The sequence below is a fragment of the Desulfosporosinus sp. Tol-M2 genome, assembly GCF_059735615.1.
The window spans coordinates 1-22,520 of sequence record NZ_JCAIJG010000041.1 but is presented as its reverse complement, the minus strand read 5'-3'; the positions used below and the strand labels follow the sequence as shown (position 1 = coordinate 22,520).

Sequence of the window (22,520 nt, the reverse complement as noted above, 5' to 3'; positions counted from 1 at the left end):
GATAAGGTCGTCAAAAATGCGGGACGATTAGTATCGGTTGGCGAACAAATTTCGGCTCGTTACGGAATTCCGATTATCAATAAACGTGTATCTGTCACTCCCATCGGAATCGTGGCAGCCAACATGAAAACCGAAGAAATGGTCCGGATTGCCAAAGCATTAGACCGGGCCGCCCGTGAGGTCGGGGTTAATTTTATCGGCGGTTTTTCTGCTCTGGTTCAAAAAGGGTTTACAGTAGGGGATTTGGCGCTTATCGACGCTATTCCACAGGCACTTAGTGAGACGGGGTGTATTTGTTCGTCTGTGAATATTGGAACAACTAAAGCGGGAATTAATATGGATGCAGTTCTGAAAATGGGTGAAGTAATTCTGAAGTGCGCTCAACTGACCGCAGACAAAGATGGGCTAGCGGCGGCGAAATTAGTAGTATTCTGTAATGCCCCGGAGGATAATCCGTTTATGGCGGGGTCCTTTCATGGCGTCGGGGAACCGGAGTGTGTGATCAATGTGGGCGTTAGCGGTCCCGGGGTTGTGGCTAAGGTTGTAAAAAGTTACCCGGGAGCCGATTTTAGTGAGCTTTCCAATTTAATCAAGCAAACAGCTTTTAAAATCACCCGTATGGGAGAGTTAATCGGAAGAGCAGCATCGAAGGCCTTAAACGTTCCTTTCGGAATTGTCGATCTTTCGCTGGCACCTACCCCTGCAATTGGAGATAGTGTTGCCGAAATTCTTGAAAATATGGGTCTTGAACGCTGTGGGACGCATGGAACAACCGCCGCCTTGGCTTTGCTTAATGATGCTGTTAAAAAAGGAGGCGCTATGGCTTCTTCTCACGTTGGGGGTCTAAGCGGAGCATTTATACCTGTCTCGGAGGATGCGGGAATGGTAAAAGCTGTGGAAGGAGGGGTCTTGACTCTTGATAAATTAGAGGCCATGACCTGTGTCTGTTCTGTTGGTTTAGATATGATTGCGCTGCCCGGGGATGTAAGTACAGAAACGATTTCAGCTATTATCGCTGATGAAGCAGCGATTGGGATGATCAACAAAAAGACAACAGCGGTTCGGGTAATCCCAGCTATTGGAAAGAAGTCAGGCGATCGCGTAGAATTCGGAGGATTGTTAGGCGGAGCGCCAGTGATGGACATCCATCCCTTCTCGTCAAAAATGTTTGTAAAGCGTGGAGGCCGTATTCCTGCGCCAATTATCAGCCTTTCAAATTAATAGCAGAGATTAATATAATCAAAGCTCAACGAAAAAATAGAGTACACAGTTACTTTTTAGTTGCTGTTGTACTTTTTGTTGTTTTTCTTTATTTCCCTGCGCAGATATTTAAAGTTCTGGTAACCAGGGAATCGGTTTGTATTTGTGACATTCTCCGCTTGGTTTAGTCATGGAGAACAAAGGATTTTGAATGTAAGAATCCGAAATTGAGCATTTGTGGGTTCGTTTATAGTAACATTTTCGACATAATTCAACTCTGTAATTTAGAATCATAATAAATTTCTCCTTCTACAACGGTGTCGGTAAGGGTGTCGCGTGGAAATATTGATAGACCTTGGCGGCCGCGCTGGGGGGCACTCCGGCTGCCCGGAGATCTTCGATACTTGCACGCTGAATATCGTCAAGCGATGAAAAATGACGTAACAGTTGTTGTTTGCGTTTTGGCCCTATACCCGGGATGCCGTCGAGCGCAGAGAGGGTCATGCTTTTAGCCCGTTGTTGACGATGAAACGTGATGGCAAAGCGATGGACCTCATTCTGGATTCTGCCGAGTAAATAAAAAGTGGGATGACTTTTGGGTAAAGCGACCGGATTACCTGATTGATCCAAGAGCCCGTGGGTTTGGTGCCGGTCGTTTTTAACCATTCCAGCGACGGGAATAGTTAAGTTAAGCTCTTTTAGAGCCTTTGAAGCCGCATTGATTTGGCCTTTACCCCCATCAACTAAAATCAAGTTCGGCAGAGAACCGTTTTCCGAAACCAACCGCGCATAGCGGCGCAGGACAACCTGCCCCATGGCAGCCGTATCATCGGATGTTTCCAGGAGTTGGATTTTATATTTTCTGTATCCTTGGCGCTGGGGTTTGCCCTCGATAAATTGAACCATACCGGCAACGTTATGTGTCCCGCCTGTATTTGAAATGTCAAAGGCTTCGATTCTACCAGGAACCGGGATGTTTAAGAGTTCCCCGAGTGTGGCCAGAGCCAGTTGGGTTTCCGATTGTTGGCGAACTTCCAGTGAAATATGGTCGTGAAGGGTGGTCCGGGCATTGGACATGGCCATCTGTACCAGATCCCGTTTCTTTCCCTTTTGAGGAATGGTGATGAGAAATAGGCTTGCCAGGACGGGGGATTCAAGTGGCGGAAGCAAAATCTCCGCAGGCCATACTGCCCGCTCAATATAGAATTGAGCGACAAAAGAGATGAAAGCTTCTTCAGGTTCTTCATAATAAGGGAAAATGAAACTATCGCGTGCTACCAACTTGCCAAGACGTAAATAAAAAACCTGAATGCACATTTGGTCTGTGGTAATGGCATATCCTATAACATCGCGGTCAATAAAATCATTGAGCGTGATGTTTTGTTTTTCCCGGAGGAGTTTCAAGTCTTCGATCAGGTCCCGATATTCCCGGGCACGTTCGTAATGGAGTGCCTCGGACGCCGTTTGCATTTTATCCTCTAAGAGTGTGATTATCTTGCTTTGGTCTCCTTTTAGAAACGTTGAGACATCTTTTCGCATTTCCATGTAAACATTAAGCGCTACGTCAGTGACGCAAGGTGCAAGGCATTGTTCCAAATGATAATAAAGACAAGGTCGGGTGGGAATTTGACGGCATTTCCGAAACGGGAAAAGCCGATTCAGTAAACGGGCAGCTTCTTTGGCGGCAGTTGCATTCGGATATGGACCGTAGTAGTTTCCCTTTCCTTTTTTTACTTGCCGAGTGACGAGGATCCGCGGGTGGTTTTCTTCAGTAATGATTAAATAGGGGTAGGTTTTATCATCTCGCAAGAGGATATTGTACTTTGGGGTATGCTTTTTAATTAAATTGCATTCTAAGACAAGAGCTTCGACTTCTGATTCGGTCACAATATATTCAAAATCGGCGGTTTGACTTACGAGCCGCCCGGTTTTGCCAACGTGTGATCCGGTAAAATATGACCTTACCCGATTTTTCAATACTTTAGCTTTACCGACATAAATAATCTGCCCCAGAGTATCTTTCAGCAGATACACACCCGGCTTCTCTGGCAGCAAGGTCAGTTTTTGTCGAAGCAGATCCATTTTCCCCACCTCAGTTTTATTCTAGAGGTTGGGGTTACCGGATGCAAGTTTCAGACACATAACTTTGTATAAGTGAACGTATATATCAACATATATAGTTTAAAGAGGTTAATTGTGTCAGCAAAAGATGAGATATTAATGGAGGGGGAAGGTATGCCAAGTGCTTGGGGACGACGACCACGTAACGATCTATGGAAGGATTTACAAGCTTTGGCCCTATGGGTTCTCATTATTGGGGTTGTCGGTTACATATTATTTCCTACCTTTTTTAAGGATATATACTCCCGTCTATCTGACCCGGTAACTCAAACAAGTACGCTAGATGACAACTATACGCTGAATAATTCGACCAACTTAAATACGAATGCAGATGATCAGCAGTCCTTGTTTGGACAAGACTCTTCGAGTGTATCCAATGCTCTCTATAATGGGAAAAACGACGTTACTTCAGGATATTGGATCATCTTTGTCGCCGAAGGAGAGTTTAAGCAGCTCGCAGTGAGTAGTGATGCATATTCCTTTCTTCTCCGACTAATTGAAAGTGATCAAAGCGCTGAGGGCAAAAGTACGGTCATCTTAGCAGCTAACGGTCAAATTCGAAAATTCACGGTCAGTGAAGAAATTTATACAATTATTACTAATCTGGCCTTAATTGTGGGTCGATCAACGAAGTAAACTCGCTTACTTTCGTTCTTTCGAACCTCGCGCCTCGAACCTCGAACCACGCTTAACGGAAGAGGAGTTTGGCCCCTGCAGCAAATAAAGCGATTCCAATGAGCTGGGATGGATTCCAAGGCAGGCGGCCCATACCCAACCATCCGAAATGATCGATAAGCACAGCCATACTAACCTGACCTATGATAATCGCTGTAGTCGCGTTACATACGCCTATTTTGGGGATGCTTACGGCAACGAGTCCGACGATAAGGACACTGAGTATACCGCCAAGATACATATACCATGGAACCGAACCCCAGTTGTATTTTAAGAGAGGGGCTCGCCAGGCAAGTACGGCCGCCAAAGCGACTAGCGTACCGATGACGTGGACTACGAGTGTCGCAGATAGTAACGATGTTTTTTGACTTAATGACGAATTTATGGTGCCTTGGATAGCCATAGCAATTCCCGATATCGCTGCAACTAAAAAAGGCAGAGAAAATAATTTTAACATTATAAGCCTCCTCTGGTTGATTTAACTGGAGTGGAAAATATCACTATATTCGTTAAAGATCTATCAGTATTCATTAGAAAGGATAAGGGAAAAATGAAAACAAGCTAGATGAAAAATTAGAAAGATTAATAGTGGAGGTGGCGTTTTGGATATCGATTATGATTTAATACAACGTGCCCAGATGCTACTCACGCTTGAACATCCATTGGTATCTGTGCGCGATATCTTATTAGGAGAAGGATACCCACAAGATCAAGTCGTGGAATTGATGGATGCAACGGAAGAAGTCCTGAATTACCTCGTTCCTCCTCAATATGATGAACATAAAATTGGTATTGATATTCTACACCCGGGAGAAAAAACTCAGGGGCGTAAGCCGACAGTCGATATATTAATCGATAAACGGTCCGGAAAAATAGAGTTAATGACTCCCCACCAACCAGAAACCTGGCGCGTTGCGAATGAAGTGCGTAAGGCTATCAAACGCCAACGCCAAACTATGAAACATTAGCACTGGTAGTCAAAGGGACTTTATGTGGTCACACTTAAAGTCCTTTTCCTGTTTATTATCTTTTCTAGAAATTTGAGAATTATGTTATAATAAAATGATAATAATTTCGGGGAAGAAGGCGCGGGGTGGTGGAATTAGATCCAATACTAAACGGATTAGAAGACGTATATGGAAAAATGATCTTAGAACAACGGCTTAATCGAAAAGATGGTCTGAAACTTATGCAAACCGCCAATATACTGGGTCTGGGTTACCTGGCGAATGAACGGAAACGTACTCTGACCGGTGATAGGGTATTCTATAATAATAATGCCCATATAAACTATAGTAATGTATGTAAAGTTCGCTGCGGGTTTTGCGCTTTCGCTAAAGACCTTGGGGAAAAAGGATCTTATACGATGTCCATTGAAGAGGTGGTCAATAAAGCGGGGCAATTCGCCGATCAAGGAGTAACGGAAATTCATATCGTCGGGGGGATACATCCGGAACTGCCCTTTTCCTATTACCTGGACATGATTCGAAAAATAAAAGAACGGGCTCCAAAGGTCAGTCTTAAAGCGTTCACCGCAGCGGAATACGATTATTTTGCCCAGATGAAGAATGTACCCGTTGAGGAAATTCTGACGACTTTTAAGGAAGCGGGGGTCAGTTTTATACCGGGCGGCGGAGCGGAAAATTTCAGTCCAAGAGTTCGGGAGATTATTTGTCCCGGAAAATTAAGCGGCAAACGCTGGTTAGAGATTCACCGAATTGCGCATCAGTTAGACATACCTACTAATGCAAATATGTTGTATGGACTGCTCGAAACGGATGAAGAATTGATCGATCATCTATTGGCTTTACGAGATCTCCAAGACGAAACTCAGGGTTTCTTCGCCCTGATTCCTACCGCCTTTCATCCAAAAAACACGAAATTCGAAGAGGTTTCTCAAGCGAGTGCACTCCGCACCTTAAAAGTGATAGCCGTAGCACGCCTAATTTTAGATAATTTCCGTTATATTAAAGCATATTGGGTGTCTTCCAGTCCTCAAGTAGCCCAGATGGCTCTTTCGTTCGGAGCAAACGATCTTGATGGAGTTGTTCGGGAAGAGAAAATCTATCATACGGCGGGTGCAATCAGTCCGCAAATGCAAAGCGAAAAACAGTTGATCCGTTTGATCCGGGAAGCAGGTTTAGAGGCTGTTGAACGAGATACCTATTACCATGTTATAAAAAAGATTCGCCCGTAATAGGCGTATAGTCATACCCCTTATATGGAAAGGCGAAATAGCTTTTTGTTGTTAAAGCAAAACATTTGTACTTTTGAAAGCTGGTGGTATATATGAAATATCGCAGGAATAAGGTCAAACGTGAGCACGGCATTATTCAGGATGCTTTGTTTTGGCTTGAAGATTTAGGCCGTCTATCGGAAGTAACAGACATTATTCCTGGCGTTATTGAGGTTAGCCATTCTTCAGAACGTGGAATCGTCTTTAAATATGAGACCCAGACCGGATGTAAGCTTTTACTGAAAAGTAATGGTTCCATTCAAGAAGTATTTGTGGTGACCAAAGATCCAGCTTGTGTTCAGGAATGGGTGAAGAAGGAATTTATGCAAAAATAAACAACTTAGGACAAACGATTATCCTAAGCTGTTTTTCGTATAGCTTGGCACCAGCCAAGTTTTTTATGTTTAGTCTTGGAAGTTTTTCGAGGGACGGGATGCGTTTTCAATTAGATCCTTATATGCTGATTCAAGAACCCGCATCACTGATTTTTTGGCGAGCGGAAAGGGAATATCATCGGCTTGACGTACTGGCATAATGCCCATAAGGGTATTGGTCATGAAGATTTCATCAGACAACAACAGGTCTGATAAAGGGTACAAGCCCTCATAAGTTGGAATTTGCAGAGAGCGAGCTAAACCCAGAATGAGTTGACGACGCGTTCCAGGCAAACATCCACTGGAAAGAGAAGGGGTAAAAAGGGTCCCATCTTTAATAAAAAAGAGATTGCTCATCGTACCTTCTGCAATATATCCTTTGGTATTAAGCCACACACCCTCTTCAGCACCTTGAAGTTTAGCTGCTTCCCTGGCCAAAATATTTTCCAAATAATTTGTGGATTTTATTGAGACCAAGGGGGACTGCTCATTGCGAGGGGCTGGTAAGAGGTGAAGTCGTATCCCCAAGGCATATTGAGCGGGTGTGTAGGGAACTGATCGCTTGTGGAACAGGAGTGTGGAGGGAAGATTGACAAGGGGTGCTCCGCCGCTTAGAGTAACGCGAAGTGCATAGGGGAATGTATGGGGGGTTTCTTCAATAAATTTATAAATTTGTTTCACCCAGTCATCTTTATCCGGTAGATGGAGACCGAGAAATTTAGCCCCCTTGTTCATGCGCTGCCAGTGCAGATCAACAAATAGCGGCCCTGCTGGGGTAATGAGAAGCGTTTCAAAAAGCCCGAAGCCAAATAAAGCCAGGCGGTCATGGGAGAATAATGTATCAGCGGGTAACATCTAATCGTCCTTTCAGAACCTGAAACAAGGCTTTAGCTTTATCAAGCGTTTCATTATATTCACTTTCGGGGATCGAGTCTGCAACAATACCTCCGCCAACGTGGATGTAAGCTCTCCCATTTTTCAACAAGATCGTACGGATGACAATATTAAAGTCCCATGCGCCATCAAAGCCCATATAACCGATGCTTCCTGTATATATTCCCCGTTTGTATAACTCTAATTCTTCAATAATCTCCATTGCCCTAATTTTGGGGGCTCCGGTGATCGACCCACCGGGGAAAACAGCCCGGATAATTTCGCTGGGCTTTAGGCCACGTCTTAGTTGACCGGTAATAGTTGAGGCTAGATGCCAGACGGTCGGGTATTTTTCAAGTTTTATAAAATCGGGAACTATTACGGTTCCGAATTCGCAAATTCGTCCGAGGTCGTTTCGTTCTAAATCGATAATCATAGTCAACTCCGCACGATCCTTTGGATTATTTTGAAGTTCAAAGGCTTGAGACTGATCGTCTGCCGGCGATTTTCCACGGGGGCGAGTCCCTTTAATCGGACGCGTTTCGATTTGTCCGTCCGTTTGAATGCGTATAAAGCGCTCGGGAGAACTACAAAGTATTTGAAAATCCGAGTAAGGCAGAAATGCGGCAAAGGGAGCGGGATTTTGTCTATGAAGTTGGGAATAAAGATCCCAAGCGTCTCCTTCCCAAACCATGGAAAAACGTTGAGTTAGGTTGGCTTGATAAATATCCCCGGCATAGATGTAGTCAATGATGCGTTTTAAATCACTTAAGTACTGTGCAGGGGAGACGTTGTGGGCTATGGGGGCGAAGGTTGAGCAGGGATGGTTTGGCATATTTATGAGGTCTTCAGGTTTGTCAAGTTGCTCTGGAACAAATGTGTTGAGGGTCTGTTCCAAGCAAGAGACACGTACCTTGGCTAAATCGGCATGACATGTCCCGTATTCGTCAATACCGCAGGCCGTGATCCAATATTTTCCCTGTAAGTGATCATAAATCACAATTCCATCATACCAGGCAAAACACCAAAGAGGTAGGTTTAAGTCATCTAGGGTATCATTGGGAAGCGATTCAATCTCGTTTTTAAGATCATAACTTAAAAAACCTACGGCACCACCGGAGAAGGGAAAAGGGGAATGTTGCACGTGGTATTTACTCTGTGATTCGTCAAGAAAGTTCAAACTTTCGGATTTTTGCAGGGGGATTACTTCACGGTGTGAGCGGTTCGCCCAATAAAGCTCAAGCTGACCGGGATAGGCTGTCGCTTCTAAAAATGGGGATGCGCCCATATAGGAATATCGGCCAAGCTCTTTGTAGTCGTTTCCACTATCCAAGAAAAATGGAGAGGGCTTTTCTCTAAAAACTGAAAATAAGAGATAAGGGGGAATTGAAACAGAAAGTGGCTTGACAATCCACGGAGATGGAGAATGCTGAAAATGCGACATATGATTATCGGTAAAAGAATCATGATTGTCCGGCAAAAATACCATCGTTGGTTCCCCTTTAATGATCAACTTAGGAAGTTAATAAAAATAAAGTTGCTATCTAGCAACTTTAAATAAATTAATTATTAGCATGCAACATAGCTTTTAAGTCTTCAAATGCCGGCTGGAGATTAGGGTTGTTGATACCCTGTAATGTAATAGTCTGATTGAGAATTACCTGGCCTACATGAGCCCCTTTAACTTCAATTTGAAGAGACTGGACATCAAGGGTAAGGACCTGCTCATCGACAAGAAATGACATGCGCTTTGGTTCGGCGTAGTTGGCTTGGAGCATTGACTTTTCAAGAGGAACGTTTATTGAGGAATTAGAGGTGCTGGGGGTGTGTAAATCACTTAAAACAAAAGAAGACTCTAAAAGTAATTTCTGCATAACGGCCATATTTGTATTCCAGGGTAATTTGATGAGTTCTGATTGAGTCATCCCCGAAGGAGAAACAGATAGAATGACGTACGACGCGTCTTGGGTTAATAGAGGTTTTTCTGAACAACCGCTAAGAAACAGACCAGATAAAGAAACCGCAAGAACGAGTCCAATGGTAGAAATCTTACGTTTGAACAATGGATATCCTTCTTTCTAAAGCAAGATTCATTTTTCATTTTTTTGTGTGCCTACACAACCAAGATAGTTTATTCGCTATAGAAGTTCTAAAATCCTGCTATACGTTGTTTCCTTTCGTTATTATAGTGTACAATGACAACAAGAGAGGAGTCAATACTTTGGGCAGAGACATCGTGGTTTTTGATGTAGCAACAATGGGTTTAGAGGTTTTACAGGATGAAATTATTGAATTTGCTGCACTTCGAATCCGGAATGGAAAGATTCAAGGATCATGTCAATTCCTTTTTCTGCCTGAGCAAGAAATAACTAGTGAAGTTTTAATTGAGCATAGCCACGAGATACAGGAATTCTTTGAGGACGCTACTTTAGTCGGGCATCGTATAACATTTCTCCTCTCTATCCTGGAAAAGAAATTAAACGTCCATTTTCAGCAGCCCCACTGGGATACTCTGGAATTAGCCAGAATATTTTTCCCGACCATGGAGGACTATCATTTATCCTACCTAACCGAAAAGCTTTCATTAGTCTTGGAAGACGGATTTGGGAGGCATCGATCGGAAACGAATGCCTGGTTGACCTGGAAACTTTTTGAGGCTTGTAGAAAAAAAAGTCTGGAATTCGATCTTAGCTTTTTTGATCAAGTTAAGGGTCTTCTTGAGGGTTGGGCCGGAAGAGGTTTTATAGACGAATCGCAGAAAGAGATTACGCGGCGTTTTCCTGATCGACGGATTCGGACTGATTTTGTGCTCGCCCCAATTTTTGAAGGGATATTTGCTAGTAAAAAAACTCCGACGGCTGACATTCCTGTCTCAATTGACTGGATTGGAGATAGTTTTTCGCCGGGAGGAATTCTGGAGCAAAATCTAATCGGCTATGAGAGCAGACCGGGTCAGGTGAAAATGGCAAAACTTATAGCAGAAGGTCTTACCTCCTCTCAACATGTTGTTGTTGAGGCTGGAACTGGGACGGGAAAGTCGTTTGCCTATCTAATTCCGTGTTTATGGTCGGCAAAAAAGACAGGTCAAAAGGTCGTGGTAGCGACACATACCATTCCTCTTCAGGAACAACTTCAAAAAAAAGATATCCCAATCTTAGATACTATATTACCATTTGACTTTAAAGTTTCCGTATTGAAAGGAAAGGGTAATTATTGTTGTTTGAAGAAATTACAGAGGTGTCTTGCTAATCCACGAGAAATTCCCAGAGAAGAACAAAGGCTCGCCCTATTAAGTATTCTTGTTTGGATCAGAGAAACCCAAACGGGGGACTGGCAAGAACTCTCGATGGTTCCCGGACTCAATCAAATTTGGCCTGGCTTAAATGCGGATAATGAAATGTGTATTCCTGGAAAATGTTCAAAGGCAGGGATTTGTTTTCTGCTAAGGGCTCGCAAAAAAGCTGAAGAGGCAGATCTTTTGATCGTGAATCACTCGCTTCTATTCTCGGATCTTAAGACAGACTATAATGTGTTGCCGGAATATCATCATTTAGTGATTGATGAAGCCCATCAGATTTACCAAACAGCCCTACAACATTTTGGCTCGGATCTGAGTCTGGAAAACGTTACTCGGATTATCGATAATATTTATAAACTAACTGGACAGAACTTTTACGGGCTGGTTAAACAAAGCTTGGGACCACTTGCACACCGAGTACCTTCCGTATCATGGGAAATATTTGCAAAAAGGTTGGATAATATTCCTGCAATTTGCGCCATGGTGGTGGAACAGACGAAAGAGTTATTTCAGTTATTGTCGCCGGTAATAGGCGTAGAGCGCACGTTTAGATTTGTCGCAAGCCATTCGACCCAAACATGGTGGAAAACTTTAAACATTCAAATCGAGAACTTAATAGGACGAATCAAAGCTTTAAGCACTGTTCTCGAAAGTTTGACAAGTGCTTTGAATGGGGAAGACGCGGATGAGATAGAAGAGCTGAAATATGTTTTAGTTGGTCATCAAAGAGAGTTACAAGCACTGTTTGATACGCTGATCCTGGTACAAAACGTCAGTGACCCTAAACAAGTAACCTGGCTTGAACAAAATTCGAGACTTTATTTAAAGACTTCCCCCCTTAAAGTAAGTGATATCCTCAAGGAAAAATTCTTTTCTCGTTTGGATGCTGCAATTTTAACTTCGGCCACGTTGAGCATATCCAATTCGTTTGAGCATTTTCTGCGAGATATTGGATTACCAAGGACGACAAGAACTGCCCAGGTAGATTCCCCTTTTGACTATGAACGGCAAATGAGATTATTCGTGGTTAAGAAGGGTATGGACCTCCAAGATTCGGACGGGGAAAAAGCAAAGAACCTCTCAGAGTTCATTGTTAATGTCGCTGAGCAGATGAATGGCCGGACTTTAGTTCTCTTTACGGCTCATAAATTACTCCGTGAAACCTATGCCTCTTTGCATCCGAGATTGTCAAGAATCGGTATTGAGACTTTGGCACAAGGAATACACGGAGAACGAAGCACAATCCTCGAAGCTATTAAAAGAAATCCAAGGAGTGTCCTCTTAGGAGCGAACAGTTTTTGGGAGGGGATTGATATCCCGGGGGATACATTATCTTGTGTCATCATGGTTAAACTGCCTTTTTGGCCGCCGTCCTTACCATTAATTGAGGCTCGCACCGAGTTTCTCAAGACTTTAGGACGTGATCCCTTCCGGGAACTTTCACTCCCGGAAGCCGTTATCCGTTTTAAGCAAGGGTTTGGCCGTTTGATTCGTTCTAAGGAGGACCGTGGGGTTGTCATTTTGCTCGATGACCGAGTTATTGAAAAATATTACGGGAGGTTTTTTTTGAACTCCTTACCAGTTCGGACTCATATTCGAGGTGATAGTTCACTAATTCTTCGCAAAATCGAAGAGTGGAGAGCTGTGGAATTAGACTAAGAGCTTTTCTAATCGTTATAAAAATGATAAACTGGAGAAAATCGAGAAGAGGAGGAGGTTAACTTTTCGGTGAAACAGTATCCCATTTCTCGTGATGCCTGGTGTTATTTGGCGATATTAGCTTCTCTAATTGTTTTAGCCTATTGGGTTTGGCCGTGGCTAATTATTTTACCGGGTATCCTGTTCTTATTTATTTTATTTTTTTTTCGTAACCCCGAAAGAGATATTTCAACGGATGAGTTAATGTTAGTTTCCCCGGCGGACGGCGTAGTCATGGATGTGGAAAGGGTCTTTGAGGACCAGTTTCTTGAGCGTGAAAGTATACGTGTTCGTATCTTTTTAAGTATATTTAACGTTCATGTCAATCGCAGCCCAATGGCAGGTGAGGTAGTCTTTCGTGCCTACCGACCGGGACAGATGATTCCGGCCTTTAAAAGCCATGCGTCTGAGCTGAATGAGAAAAACTACGTGGGAATCCAAAATAAACACTCGCAGATTCTGGTAACTCAGGTGACTGGATTTATTGCGCGTCGGATTGTATGTTGGGTTAATAAGGGAGACAACGTGGTCAAAGGAGAAAGGTATGGTCTTATCAAATTTGGTTCATGTTCAGAGATTTTTGTACCCACAAATGTTGCAATAATGGTTAGTCCTGGAGACAAGGTGCGTGGCGGAGTAAGTGTAATAGGGAGAGTGAGTGCCGAATGAAGGGAAATCCGATTACTGCTCGTATGATCCCGAGCATCTTTACCTTGGCTAATTTGTTGTTTGGTTTTCTTGCCCTGATTTTAGTTAATGAAGAGGAGCATACATTAGCGGCAGCGCTGATCTTAGTTGCCGTGCTTATGGACAGTATGGACGGAAAGGTGGCACGCCGGCTTTCTGTGAGCTCGGATTTCGGAAAAGAACTCGATTCTTTGAGTGACGTGGTTTCTTTTGGTGTAGCACCTGCAATCCTAACTTATCAGGCAATCTTGTACCCTCTGCAACCTGGGTATATCAGGTATATTATGCTAAGTATTGCTGCAATTTTTGCCTTATGTGGAGCAATCCGTTTGGCGCGTTTTAATATGCTCAATATTACAACTCATTTTGTAGGCGTCCCTATTACCTTCGCCGGTGGTTTATTAGCCCTCTTAGTGTTCTTTCGTACTATGCTGCCATGGTATAGTTATCCTATAAGTATGGTATTTTTAGCCTTCTTAATGGTGTCAACATTTAAAGTAACGAAATTGGGTAAATAGGGGTCTTGTGTGACACAACGTCCCAGGCTTGGGTCGGGGAACGGTGAGTGGATGGACTTTATGATGATATTTAAAAGAAGGGAAAAACGTAAATCATGGAAAAGAAAGGACAAATAGTCCATACACATAAGGCACCTGATGGTACAGAATATTCACATAAACATAACGAAGGACATGAACATAAACATATTCATCAGAATACCAAACAAGTATTGAACCGCCTATCGCGTGCAAGTGGGCATCTGGAATCAGTCAAGAGGATGGTGGAAGATGGAAAGGACTGTAGTGAGGTTTTGATTCAGTTGTCAGCTGTTATCGCAGCTCTTAATAACACTGGCAAAGTAATTTTAAAGGACCATATGGAACATTGCATTGTGGATGCAGTTGAATCGGGTGATGAAACTGCCATTGAAAATCTGACTAAAGCTATTGACAGTCTTATTAAATAGACGATAAATGTCCCATAAGGGAAAAGAGTAATCTTCAACCTTATATCCCTATCCTGGGGATATAAAGTAAAAAAACAAGGACCTGTTTGGTTTTTCTTTTTACCTGATACAGCAGTTAAAATGCGCATTTTTTAAGGAGTTAAGAAATGCGCATTTTATATCCCCTATGGTGGCTTGCGCCATATCCCCAAGATACTATAATGATTCGAAATAGAAACTGACGATCTCACAACTTGAGACTGCCATTGTTATTAAACTTGTTTGCGAAAGGATGGTCTGAACGATGCATATTCCAGATAATTATTTAAGTCCGTCAACCTGTGCGGTTATGACTGCTGCAATGGTGCCAGTATGGTCTATAGCAGTAAAAAAGGTTAAAGATGAAATCACAAAGGTTAAAATCCCATTACTCGGTATTGGTGCTTCCTTTTCGTTTTTGTTAATGATGTTTAATGTTCCTTTACCAGGCGGAACAACCGGTCACGCCGTCGGAGGAACCTTGCTTGCTATTCTGATCGGGCCTTATGCGGCCTGTATTTCTGTCACGGTAGCGCTGCTGATCCAGGCGCTGTTATTTGGTGACGGCGGGATATTGGCTTTTGGGGCAAATTGCTTTAATATGGCATTTGTATTACCTTTCCTTGGATATTTTATTTACAAGTTTGTCAAGGATAGAGTTAAAACGGAAAAAGGAGAATATACTGGAATAGTCTTAGGCTCATACATAGGCATCAATACCGCAGCATTATGTGCAGCAATAGAATTTGGTATTCAGCCGTTGCTCTTTAAGAACGCAGCCGGTCTGCCACTGTATTGCCCATATCCGCTGTCGGTGTCTATACCGGCTATGACGATTCCGCATCTTCTTGTTGCGGGTGTCGTAGAAGCGATATTTACAGCTGCTATCTTTGCATTTATTAAAAAGACTTCACCAGGCACAATATACGAAGGTACAAAACAAAAGACAAAAGCCATGTATGGTTTGATTGCAGCTCTTATTTGCCTGACTCCATTAGGACTTCTGGCAACAGGTACGGCTTGGGGTGAATGGGGAGCAGATGAAATAAAGGATGTTGTATCAAGCGGCAATGCACTTGGCTATGTACCTCAAGGAATGACCGACGGATTCGGCTTTGAGTCTATTATGCCTGATTATTCCGTAACAGGATTACCTGAAATTGCGGGGTATGTATTGTCGGCAATGGCTGGGGTTGCAATATTAATAATAGTCTTTAAAGTTATTGGCAGTTGGAAGAAAGAAAAGGTTGGAAGTAATCTTGGATAACTATAGGAAAAAACTTTTAGCTATGCCGGAATGGCTGTCACAAGATGAGAATTATACTCCTCAATCGGATAAGGATACTTTTATTAATAAAGGTATCCTGTCTTTATTGAGTGTACTTTCGAGGATAAAGACACAAGATTCGGCTAAAATGGGAAAATATCAAGTAAACGCAACTTTGAAGGTTGCCTTTACTTTCGTGCTTGTGGTACTTCTTTCAATATCGAGAAGCTTGACATTTATAGTTATTATTAATGTATATTTGCTTGGAACATTAAGCACTATGGAAGCAAAGGATATTGTGAAAATACTAAGAGTCAGTTTTGTTATGGCTCTCTTCACGTTTGTTGTTCTTTTGCCGGCTGCCTTTTGGGGTAATAGCTACAGCAGCGTTATGATAACATCAAAGGTTTTAGCAACAATCACAGCTGTAAACATCCTTTCTCATGCAACAAGATGGAGTTATATTACAAGTGCATTAAAAAGGTTTTTTGTTCCGGATATTTTTATTCTTGTGCTTGATATCACGATAAAATATATTGTCATGCTTGGCGAGTTTACCTTGAATATGATGTATGCACTGAAGTTAAGGTCTGTCGGGAAAAATAAAAACAAATATACTTCACTTTCAGGTATTGCGGGAAGCTTGTTCATCAAATCAAAGGAAATGGCTGAAGATATGTATGCTGCAATGGAATGCAGAGGATTCACAGGTGAATATCAGGTCTATAACAATTTCAAATTCACGCTTGCAGACTTTGCATATGTCATGTTCAATGCCGGAATAATATTTACATTTGTATATTTTGGAAGGAGTTAAGATGATTGAAATAAAAAATGTCTATTATTCATACGAGGGTGTAAACGCCTTAAATAACATTAATTTGCATATCGAGAAGGGTGAAGCTATAGCCTTGATGGGACCGAACGGGAGTGGAAAATCGACATTGCTGAAGCTGATAAATGGCATTGTATCGGCAAATCATGGTGTTTACAAATTCGACAACGAGGTAATCACTCATAAGAAACTTCAAGATACCAAATTTGCAAAGCTCCTTCACCAAAAGATGGGCTTTATATTTCAAAATTCAGATACGCAACTATTCTGCTCAAATGTTTACGATGAGATTGCCTTTGGCCCAAGGCAGATGGGAATGAATGAAATCGATACAGATAAAAGAGTAAATGACTGCCTGGATTTATTAGATCTTCAGGAATTTAGTTACAGGGCTCCATATCATTTAAGCGGAGGGGAGAAACGTAAGGTGGCTATTGCTTGCGTACTGTCTCTTAACCCGGAGGTCCTTGTACTTGATGAGCCTATGAACGGGCTTGATCCCAGAACGCAGAGGTGGCTTGTAGAGTTTTTAGTTAATTTGAATAAAGCTGGAAAAACATTAATTACTTCAACGCATAATCTTGAACTTGTACAGGAAATTTCCCGTAGAGCAATTCTATTTGATGAAAGGCATATGATAGTCGCGGATATGCCTACTGGAAAGTTACTGGAGGATATCGATTTACTAATAAAAGTAAATCTTGTCGATAAATATTATCACATGCATGAAGGCAAGGACCATAGGCATTTTCATGACCATAATTTCTAATTATTCCTGAATTATTAAGGAAGAGGCAAATGAAGATCACTAACTAAGGCTTTCCTTTAGGTAAAAACTTCCAGTTCCCTTTTTCACCCTTGGCACAGATGAGGCATATAGTATGGCACGGAAGTGATCTCTGAGGGGGAAGCATATGATGGATCAACATGTAAATTGGAATAGTGTGGGATTACGTATCGTACAAGGATTAACAACAACGATTGAAGTGGTTCGCCAATTAGACGTTCAGGAAGCCTCTTTAGTTATGCGGTTGTTAGGAAAAAGCTGTACTCGTATGGTAAAGGAGGGGGTAGGGCATGAATTTGGAATTGCCTTAATCGAAACGAGTGCCCAATTAGCGATGAAAGAGTCGTTGGTTTTGGAAGACGTTCTCAAGGTAATTACGGGTATTCTGGGTCGGCTCTATTTTACGGCAAAGACTGAGGAGGAACGTCAACTTGTCGCTCAACTTGAAGAAGCAGTAAAGAATTACCAAGTGTTTTAAATGGGCATTTATGATTACGTGTGCATACTTTACTACGGATAAGGGATTTTACTGATGTAAAGGAGGCAGGCTATACTATGAGAATATATTACGTTCGGTTACCTGAATTTGTACTTAATGTATTAAGAAAAGTTTTTGGCTAAAGTGGTATGAAAGTGACTGTTCCCTCCTAGAATGTATAGTAGATACAAGCAAGGAGGGAAATTATGCGTTATAGTCGTTATGTTTGGTTCCTTGGCCTATCACTTTTCTGTCTAATTACTATCATAGCCGTTAGAACCCCGCAAACAGTGATATCGGCTCTGGCTGATCCTTATTATGGGAATTCTCCACAACAAACAATTCAACACTTCTGGCAGCTCATGGATCTTCGTCAAACTGACCTCGCCCGCGATTTATTAATGATACCTGAGGGGTCTTTGGACCAAAAAGAGTTTAGAGAATGGGAAACAAGGTTGAATAAAGATCCTTTATTGTCCTTGCAGAAACTAGAGTTCATGAATTCAGATTCGACCATATCACAAGGGGTAGTAGTACACGTTTTTTGGACATCACCAATTGAAGATGTGCAGTATGTAACGTTTTCCATGAATCTAAGGCAATCGGAAAAAGGCTGGCGTATTGAACGAATAAAACGGATAAACAACACTTTGTGAGGAACTTAGAACCAAACAATGTTTGAAGGCAGTAAGAAGCGGATGTTAATTAACAGCTTCTTACTGCCTTCTTATTTTTTAAAACGTTCTTATTCTTCAAGGTGGATAGCTTCTGTTGGGCAGCTCTCGGCAGCTTCTTTCGTGGACTCTTCAAAATCACGGGGAACTGGGTTATTATAAGCTGTTGCCAACTCGTCCTCTTCCAGTTTGAAGATCTCGGGACAGATGTCTGGGCAAGCTCCACACCCGATGCAAGCATCTTTGTCTACTTCAGCAAACATTATGTACCTCCTTTAACTGATCTAGGTGTTATTCTACCCTAGTCAACGCCGTCTATACACAATAAGTTTATCGTGGGAAACAACATCGGGAGGAGTTTGGATGATCTGCGCCACCATCAAACCGCCTTAAATTATGGATAATTGCATCAATAATACTTTAAAATCGTTGGGCGATTAAGCTGTGCTTAAGCTCGCTATAGTTCGCGATAATTCTTTTATTAAATTGCGTTCCACTTTAAGATAAAGAATATTAAGAGATTTTGCGGTAATAAAATACCATTAATATCCAGAAAACCTTGACGATAAGCCTTTCCTGATTGATTAACAACTTCGCACAGTTGCCTTATTATTTACGATTTCGACATTGACTCTAACGTATAATAAGAGCACCGGAAAGATGCGAACGTTTTAAGGCTTAAAGCTGAACCGGAATACAGTTAAGATAGGATGAAAGCAGAATGGGTAAAAAAATAAAAATAATTATCGCCGATGATAACCGTAATTTGTGTCAAATGCTACAAAACTATCTCCAAGCCCAAGAAGATTTAATCATTGTTGGAGTTGCTAATAATGGTTTAGAAGCTTTGGAGCTCATTCAAACTCAGGAACCGGATTTGATTATTCTTGACTTAGTTATGCCAAATTTAGACGGGTTAGGGGTATTAGATAGAATTAATGCCCGGACAACAATGTCCCGTCCCAAAGTTATCATGCTAACTGCATTCGGGCAGGAATCGCTCACGCATCAAGCAATGATGCTCGGTGTGGATTATTTTATTCTAAAACCATTTGATTTGGATATTCTCGGCAAACGGATCAGCTCATTAACGCAGGATATACTCTCATCTGCTCCGATTCAGTTTTCGTCAAATTCACCGGTCGTGACAACGGTGGGCAGTGGGCTTAATCTTTGTGTCGAAGTGACAACAATGATGCATCAAATCGGGATTCCTGCGCATGTTAAAGGGTATCAATATATTAGAGATGCAATTTTGATGGTGGTGGAGGATGTCTCTTTGTTAGGGGCGGTGACCAAGGAACTCTATCCGGGAATTGCGAAAAAATTTGATACTGCACCTAGTAGGGTTGAACGTGGAATTCGTCACGCAATCGAGCTTGCCTGGGAACGTGGACATACAGATACGCTTAAACGAATTTTCGGATATTCTATGAATATTGAGCGCCAAAAACCCACAAACTCAGAATTCATAGCCCTTCTTGCTGATAAATTAAGAGTCATGAGTAAGGTGAGCTAAACACTTTTCTATACACTATTATCGGGTATGACAGGGCGGTAATATGTTGAAGTATTCTTGTCCACTCAATGGGATTAACTTAGATTAAGAAATAAACTAATAACCCGTCTTCATAATTTGAATTCGAAACAAGTAGAAATACCTTCTAGCTTATTAGGGGGTATTTTTTTAGTTAAATTTAGAACCTATAACCATTTTAGATTATTCTACCCTTTGATATTAGAACATACATTATACATAAACAAAGAGGGGTGGAAGCATGATTAAGAATATTTTATTTGCTTGGAGTAATCTTCCTTTGATTGTTATTGGTTATTTTCTAATCAGTTATTCGGTACGAAAGATTCCAGATAATCTAAAGGCAGGGTTAGTTGGATTATTGGGCTATGGCATCCATAAACTTGGTATATTTTGGTTAGGGCTGTCAGTTTCTCCATTTCCACTTTTAGATACTATCTTATTTAATTTGATCCAACCGTTGGCAATTTATAGTTTAATTTTTGGCGTTAAAACGAAAAAAATAAAATATGTTCATTTGGGCTTTTTTGTGTTAGTTGGATTCCTGTTAATTCCTTTGGTGGATACGGTTATTCCAATAAAAGAGCAGTATCTAATCAGATAAAACGCGCATTTTTTCCTTCCAATCCATGGGTACGGAGCCTTTACGGCATTCCCCTCTCATCATAAAAACAATTCTTTATGATAAGGAGGAGAATGAAGTTTTTATGCAGAATATACAAAGAATATGTAGAAAAAAAGCAGAAAAAGCATATCAAAGGAAGGAATGAGCGCATGTTTAGAAAGAACAAATTGGGAGAGATGATACTGGCAGTAACACTGATTTTATGCATTACTGTAACTGGCTGTAGCACAGGAGGGAAAACCTCCACATCCAATAAGGAAATAAAAACCAGTTATAACCCTGGACCTGAACCAAAAACATTGACTCCTCAAATGTCTAATACTATTCCGGAAATGATTATAGAAATGGCCTTGTTCGAAGGTCTGACACGTTTGGATATGAACAATGTTCCACAGCCCGCTATTGCGGAAAAAATCGATGTTTCAGCTGATGCTCTGAAGTACACGTTTCATTTGCGCGACTCAAAATTTAGCAATGGAGACCCGCTAACGGCGGAAGATTTTAAATTTTCATGGATGTATGCTATGGATCCTGTCAATGCCGCTGAATATGCTTACCAGATAGCCGATTATATTAAGGGCGGCGCTGCCTATAATGCTAAAACGGGAAAGGCCGAAGATGTTGGCATTAAAGTGATCGACCCCAAGATATTAGAAGTAACCCTCGAAAACCCTACCCCTTATTTCTTAGCCTTAACGGCATTCCCCACGTATTTCCCGGTTGATAGAAAGGTTGTTGAAGCAAATCAGGATTGGAACCTTAAAACGGAGACTTTTGTCTCCAATGGTCCCTTTAAAATGATATCCTGGGCTCATAATGATAAAATCGTCGTTGTAAAAAATGATAATTACTGGGATGCAAAATCAGTTAAGATAACAGAACTTACTTTTAATCTGATTGAAGATACTAAAGCTGCTCTGACTGCTTATGAAGCAGGTCAAGTGGATGGAGTGGACAGTGTTCCGGCGGATGATATTCAGCGCCTGCTGAAATCAGGGGATTTGAAAGTTGCTCCTCAACTCGGTACCTACTTCTATGCTTTTAATGTTACTAAGAAGCCATTTGACATGCCTGAAGTGCGTCAAGCTTTAACTTTAGCAATCGACCGTAAAAAGATTATTGATACCGTAGCTCAAACAAATGAAAAGCCGGCTTTTGCCTTAACTCCTAACGGGATTAATGATGCTGACCCCAGAAAACAATTTCGTGATGTCGGCGGTGACTACTTCACAGAAGATTTGGCAAAGGCCAAGCAACTCTTATCGGAAGCCGGTTTTCCAGATGGCAAAGGGTTCCCGGAAATCAAGATCTTATTTAACTCCAATCCGAATAACGAAAAAATCGCAACCATCATCCAAGATATGTGGAGTAAAAACCTCGGTATTCAGGCTGCCCTCCGTCAAGAGGAAGGGAAAGTTTACATTGAATCATTGCATAAACATGATTATGATGTAGCTCGTGTGTGGTGGAACGGTGACTATCTGGATCCGATGACCTTCTTAGATATATTTAAAACGGGTGGCGGCAACAACGTAACCGGGTGGGCTAATCAACAATATGATACTCTCATTTCTAACGCCAAAGAGAATACGGATCCCCAGGCTCGTATGCAGCAATTGCATGATGCTGAAAAAATATTAATGACGGAAATGCCTGTGATGCCGATTTATTACCCGAACCTCGTTTACACTTCCAAGGTCTATGTTAAAGATGTAATTCATTCCCCTCTTGGTATGGTAGACTTTAAAACCGCAACTGTGGAGAAATAAGAAAAACCCAGGATGCCCTACAAAATACCGGTAAGAGAGGCGCCCACTGAGTCCTCCTCTCTTTACTGGTATTTGCTTTATAATAGGATCACCCATTGCAGTATTTTCCGACAGAATAAAAATAAAAGCTGCCACTTAGAATGAGATATGTCATCATTTGGAGGAGGATAAAATTGGGGAAATTCTTAATCCAACGTATAGCATCAGCGGGTTTAGTGCTATTTCTAGTCATTAGCCTAACTTTTGTTTTAATGCATGCCATTCCCGGAGGCCCTTTTTCATCTGAGAAGGTGCTGCCCGATGCCGTGAAGGCAAACATAGAGGAACGGTATCATCTAAATGATCCTCTCTCCAAACAATATGTGGATTATTTAATAAACATTGCTCATTTCAATCTGGGG

22 protein-coding genes and 2 pseudogenes are annotated in these 22,520 nt (G+C 41.7%); 18 read left to right on the top strand and 6 right to left on the bottom strand.

The genetic code is table 11. The features are described from left to right. Positions 1–1,221 (top strand): PFL family protein (locus tag AC6I5A_RS02770; RefSeq protein WP_034611474.1); only part of this gene is annotated, 1,221 nt, incomplete at its 5' end. Positions 1,222–1,509: 288 nt separating this feature from the next. On the opposite strand, the gene uvrC is transcribed toward AC6I5A_RS02770, so the two are convergent. After that, on the bottom strand, positions 1,510–3,282 hold the full coding sequence (gene uvrC / locus AC6I5A_RS02765) for an excinuclease ABC subunit UvrC (RefSeq protein WP_034611471.1): 1,773 nt from the start codon (positions 3,280–3,282) through the stop codon (positions 1,510–1,512). Positions 3,283–3,435: 153 nt separating this feature from the next. On the opposite strand from uvrC, the gene AC6I5A_RS02760 reads away from it, so the two are divergent. Beyond that, positions 3,436–3,957 (top strand): hypothetical protein, encoded by a 522-nt coding sequence (locus AC6I5A_RS02760; protein ID WP_034611486.1) that lies wholly within the window; start codon positions 3,436–3,438, stop codon positions 3,955–3,957. A gap of 52 nt (positions 3,958–4,009) precedes the next feature. On the opposite strand, the gene AC6I5A_RS02755 is transcribed toward AC6I5A_RS02760, so the two are convergent. Further along, a complete protein-coding gene (locus AC6I5A_RS02755) occupies positions 4,010–4,453 on the bottom strand; it encodes a DMT family transporter (protein ID WP_034611469.1) in 444 nt (147 codons plus the stop codon). Positions 4,454–4,598: 145 nt separating this feature from the next. Between AC6I5A_RS02755 and AC6I5A_RS02750 the strand changes: the two genes are divergently transcribed. The 3 genes from AC6I5A_RS02750 to AC6I5A_RS02740 all read left to right on the top strand — a co-directional run bounded on the left by AC6I5A_RS02750 (position 4,599) and on the right by AC6I5A_RS02740 (position 6,567). Beyond that, positions 4,599–4,964: a hypothetical protein gene (locus AC6I5A_RS02750; protein WP_034611466.1), complete on the top strand. Its 366-nt coding sequence runs from the start codon at positions 4,599–4,601 to the stop codon at positions 4,962–4,964. 128 nt (positions 4,965–5,092) lie between these two features. Next, entirely contained in the window at positions 5,093–6,193 is a 1,101-nt protein-coding gene (gene mqnE / locus AC6I5A_RS02745; protein ID WP_034611485.1) for an aminofutalosine synthase MqnE, read from the top strand. 92 nt (positions 6,194–6,285) lie between these two features. Next, on the top strand, positions 6,286–6,567 hold the full coding sequence (locus AC6I5A_RS02740; RefSeq protein ID WP_034611464.1) for a DUF2103 domain-containing protein: 282 nt from the start codon (positions 6,286–6,288) through the stop codon (positions 6,565–6,567). Positions 6,568–6,636: 69 nt separating this feature from the next. Here the strand turns inward: AC6I5A_RS02740 and AC6I5A_RS02735 are convergent, their stop codons facing one another. The 3 genes and pseudogenes from AC6I5A_RS02735 to AC6I5A_RS02725 form a co-directional block, all read right to left on the bottom strand. Then, positions 6,637–7,461, bottom strand: coding sequence for an aminotransferase class IV (locus AC6I5A_RS02735; protein ID WP_034611462.1), 825 nt, complete (start codon positions 7,459–7,461; stop codon positions 6,637–6,639). Further along, positions 7,448–8,893: pseudogene (pabB, locus tag AC6I5A_RS02730) on the bottom strand (aminodeoxychorismate synthase component I); the annotation flags it as partial. The pseudogene pabB and the gene AC6I5A_RS02735, both read right to left, overlap by 14 nt. A gap of 148 nt (positions 8,894–9,041) precedes the next feature. Next, positions 9,042–9,542 carry a hypothetical protein gene (locus AC6I5A_RS02725; RefSeq protein ID WP_034611460.1) on the bottom strand — a complete coding sequence of 167 codons (501 nt, stop codon included), beginning with the start codon at positions 9,540–9,542 and terminating at the stop codon, positions 9,042–9,044. Between the two features lie 158 nt (positions 9,543–9,700). Between AC6I5A_RS02725 and AC6I5A_RS02720 the strand changes: the two genes are divergently transcribed. The 9 genes from AC6I5A_RS02720 (at position 9,701) to AC6I5A_RS02680 (ending at position 18,170) form a co-directional block, all read left to right on the top strand. Beyond that, positions 9,701–12,436: a helicase C-terminal domain-containing protein gene (locus tag AC6I5A_RS02720; RefSeq protein WP_034611458.1), complete on the top strand. Its 2,736-nt coding sequence runs from the start codon at positions 9,701–9,703 to the stop codon at positions 12,434–12,436. Between the two features lie 69 nt (positions 12,437–12,505). Next, positions 12,506–13,144, top strand: coding sequence for a phosphatidylserine decarboxylase family protein (locus tag AC6I5A_RS02715; RefSeq protein WP_034611456.1), 639 nt, complete (start codon positions 12,506–12,508; stop codon positions 13,142–13,144). Continuing rightward, positions 13,141–13,680 carry a CDP-diacylglycerol--serine O-phosphatidyltransferase gene (gene pssA, locus AC6I5A_RS02710; RefSeq protein WP_034611454.1) on the top strand — a complete coding sequence of 180 codons (540 nt, stop codon included), beginning with the start codon at positions 13,141–13,143 and terminating at the stop codon, positions 13,678–13,680. Before AC6I5A_RS02715 ends, pssA begins: the two co-directional genes overlap by 4 nt. A gap of 95 nt (positions 13,681–13,775) precedes the next feature. Next, positions 13,776–14,129: a metal-sensing transcriptional repressor gene (locus AC6I5A_RS02705; RefSeq protein ID WP_034611452.1), complete on the top strand. Its 354-nt coding sequence runs from the start codon at positions 13,776–13,778 to the stop codon at positions 14,127–14,129. Between the two features lie 283 nt (positions 14,130–14,412). Then, positions 14,413–15,414, top strand: a complete 1,002-nt coding sequence (gene cbiM / locus AC6I5A_RS02700; RefSeq protein WP_034611450.1) for a cobalt transporter CbiM — start codon at positions 14,413–14,415, stop codon at positions 15,412–15,414. Beyond that, positions 15,395–16,231 carry an energy-coupling factor transporter transmembrane component T gene (locus AC6I5A_RS02695; RefSeq protein WP_497900447.1) on the top strand — a complete coding sequence of 279 codons (837 nt, stop codon included), beginning with the start codon at positions 15,395–15,397 and terminating at the stop codon, positions 16,229–16,231. The genes cbiM and AC6I5A_RS02695 overlap by 20 nt, the downstream gene beginning before the upstream one ends. Before the next feature lies 1 nt (position 16,232). Then, the gene (locus AC6I5A_RS02690; RefSeq protein WP_034611448.1) at positions 16,233–17,018 is read left to right on the top strand and encodes an energy-coupling factor ABC transporter ATP-binding protein; all 786 of its coding nucleotides are present in this window, start codon (positions 16,233–16,235) and stop codon (positions 17,016–17,018) included. A gap of 145 nt (positions 17,019–17,163) precedes the next feature. Next, the gene (locus AC6I5A_RS02685) at positions 17,164–17,514 is read left to right on the top strand and encodes a hypothetical protein (RefSeq protein WP_034611445.1); all 351 of its coding nucleotides are present in this window, start codon (positions 17,164–17,166) and stop codon (positions 17,512–17,514) included. Positions 17,515–17,720: 206 nt separating this feature from the next. Then, on the top strand, positions 17,721–18,170 hold the full coding sequence (locus AC6I5A_RS02680; protein ID WP_034611444.1) for a hypothetical protein: 450 nt from the start codon (positions 17,721–17,723) through the stop codon (positions 18,168–18,170). A gap of 89 nt (positions 18,171–18,259) precedes the next feature. Here the strand turns inward: AC6I5A_RS02680 and AC6I5A_RS02675 are convergent, their stop codons facing one another. Beyond that, a complete protein-coding gene (locus AC6I5A_RS02675; protein WP_034611442.1) occupies positions 18,260–18,451 on the bottom strand; it encodes a ferredoxin in 192 nt (63 codons plus the stop codon). A gap of 458 nt (positions 18,452–18,909) precedes the next feature. Here AC6I5A_RS02675 and spo0A point away from each other — a divergent pair, with 458 nt between their 5' ends. The 4 genes and pseudogenes from spo0A to AC6I5A_RS02655 form a co-directional block, all read left to right on the top strand. Continuing rightward, on the top strand, positions 18,910–19,707 hold the full coding sequence (gene spo0A / locus AC6I5A_RS02670; protein ID WP_034611440.1) for a sporulation transcription factor Spo0A: 798 nt from the start codon (positions 18,910–18,912) through the stop codon (positions 19,705–19,707). Between the two features lie 259 nt (positions 19,708–19,966). Next, entirely contained in the window at positions 19,967–20,329 is a 363-nt protein-coding gene (locus AC6I5A_RS02665) for a hypothetical protein (RefSeq protein WP_034611438.1), read from the top strand. A gap of 92 nt (positions 20,330–20,421) precedes the next feature. Further along, positions 20,422–22,119, top strand: a complete 1,698-nt coding sequence (locus AC6I5A_RS02660; protein WP_497900446.1) for a peptide ABC transporter substrate-binding protein — start codon at positions 20,422–20,424, stop codon at positions 22,117–22,119. A 173-nt stretch (positions 22,120–22,292) separates the two neighbouring features. After that, positions 22,293–22,520 (top strand): annotated as a pseudogene (locus AC6I5A_RS02655) (ABC transporter permease); the annotation flags it as partial.

Excerpts from the sequence above, each read along its gene's own strand:
- AC6I5A_RS02665 (WP_034611438.1), top strand. The coding sequence starts at position 19,967 with ATGATTAAGAATATTTTATTTGCTTGGAGTAATCTTCCTTTGATTGTT.
- AC6I5A_RS02735 (WP_034611462.1), bottom strand. The coding sequence starts at position 7,461 with ATGTTACCCGCTGATACATTATTCTCCCATGACCGCCTGGCTTTATTT.
- pssA (WP_034611454.1), top strand. The coding sequence starts at position 13,141 with ATGAAGGGAAATCCGATTACTGCTCGTATGATCCCGAGCATCTTTACC.
- AC6I5A_RS02690 (WP_034611448.1), top strand. The coding sequence starts at position 16,233 with ATGATTGAAATAAAAAATGTCTATTATTCATACGAGGGTGTAAACGCC.
- spo0A (WP_034611440.1), top strand. The coding sequence starts at position 18,910 with ATGGGTAAAAAAATAAAAATAATTATCGCCGATGATAACCGTAATTTG.
- uvrC (WP_034611471.1), bottom strand. The coding sequence starts at position 3,282 with ATGGATCTGCTTCGACAAAAACTGACCTTGCTGCCAGAGAAGCCGGGT.
- AC6I5A_RS02680 (WP_034611444.1), top strand. The coding sequence starts at position 17,721 with ATGCGTTATAGTCGTTATGTTTGGTTCCTTGGCCTATCACTTTTCTGT.
- AC6I5A_RS02705 (WP_034611452.1), top strand. The coding sequence starts at position 13,776 with ATGGAAAAGAAAGGACAAATAGTCCATACACATAAGGCACCTGATGGT.
- AC6I5A_RS02740 (WP_034611464.1), top strand. The coding sequence starts at position 6,286 with ATGAAATATCGCAGGAATAAGGTCAAACGTGAGCACGGCATTATTCAG.
- AC6I5A_RS02660 (WP_497900446.1), top strand. The coding sequence starts at position 20,422 with ATGAAGTTTTTATGCAGAATATACAAAGAATATGTAGAAAAAAAGCAG.
- AC6I5A_RS02685 (WP_034611445.1), top strand. The coding sequence starts at position 17,164 with ATGATGGATCAACATGTAAATTGGAATAGTGTGGGATTACGTATCGTA.
- AC6I5A_RS02760 (WP_034611486.1), top strand. The coding sequence starts at position 3,436 with ATGCCAAGTGCTTGGGGACGACGACCACGTAACGATCTATGGAAGGAT.
- AC6I5A_RS02675 (WP_034611442.1), bottom strand. The coding sequence starts at position 18,451 with ATGTTTGCTGAAGTAGACAAAGATGCTTGCATCGGGTGTGGAGCTTGC.
- AC6I5A_RS02755 (WP_034611469.1), bottom strand. The coding sequence starts at position 4,453 with ATGTTAAAATTATTTTCTCTGCCTTTTTTAGTTGCAGCGATATCGGGA.
- cbiM (WP_034611450.1), top strand. The coding sequence starts at position 14,413 with ATGCATATTCCAGATAATTATTTAAGTCCGTCAACCTGTGCGGTTATG.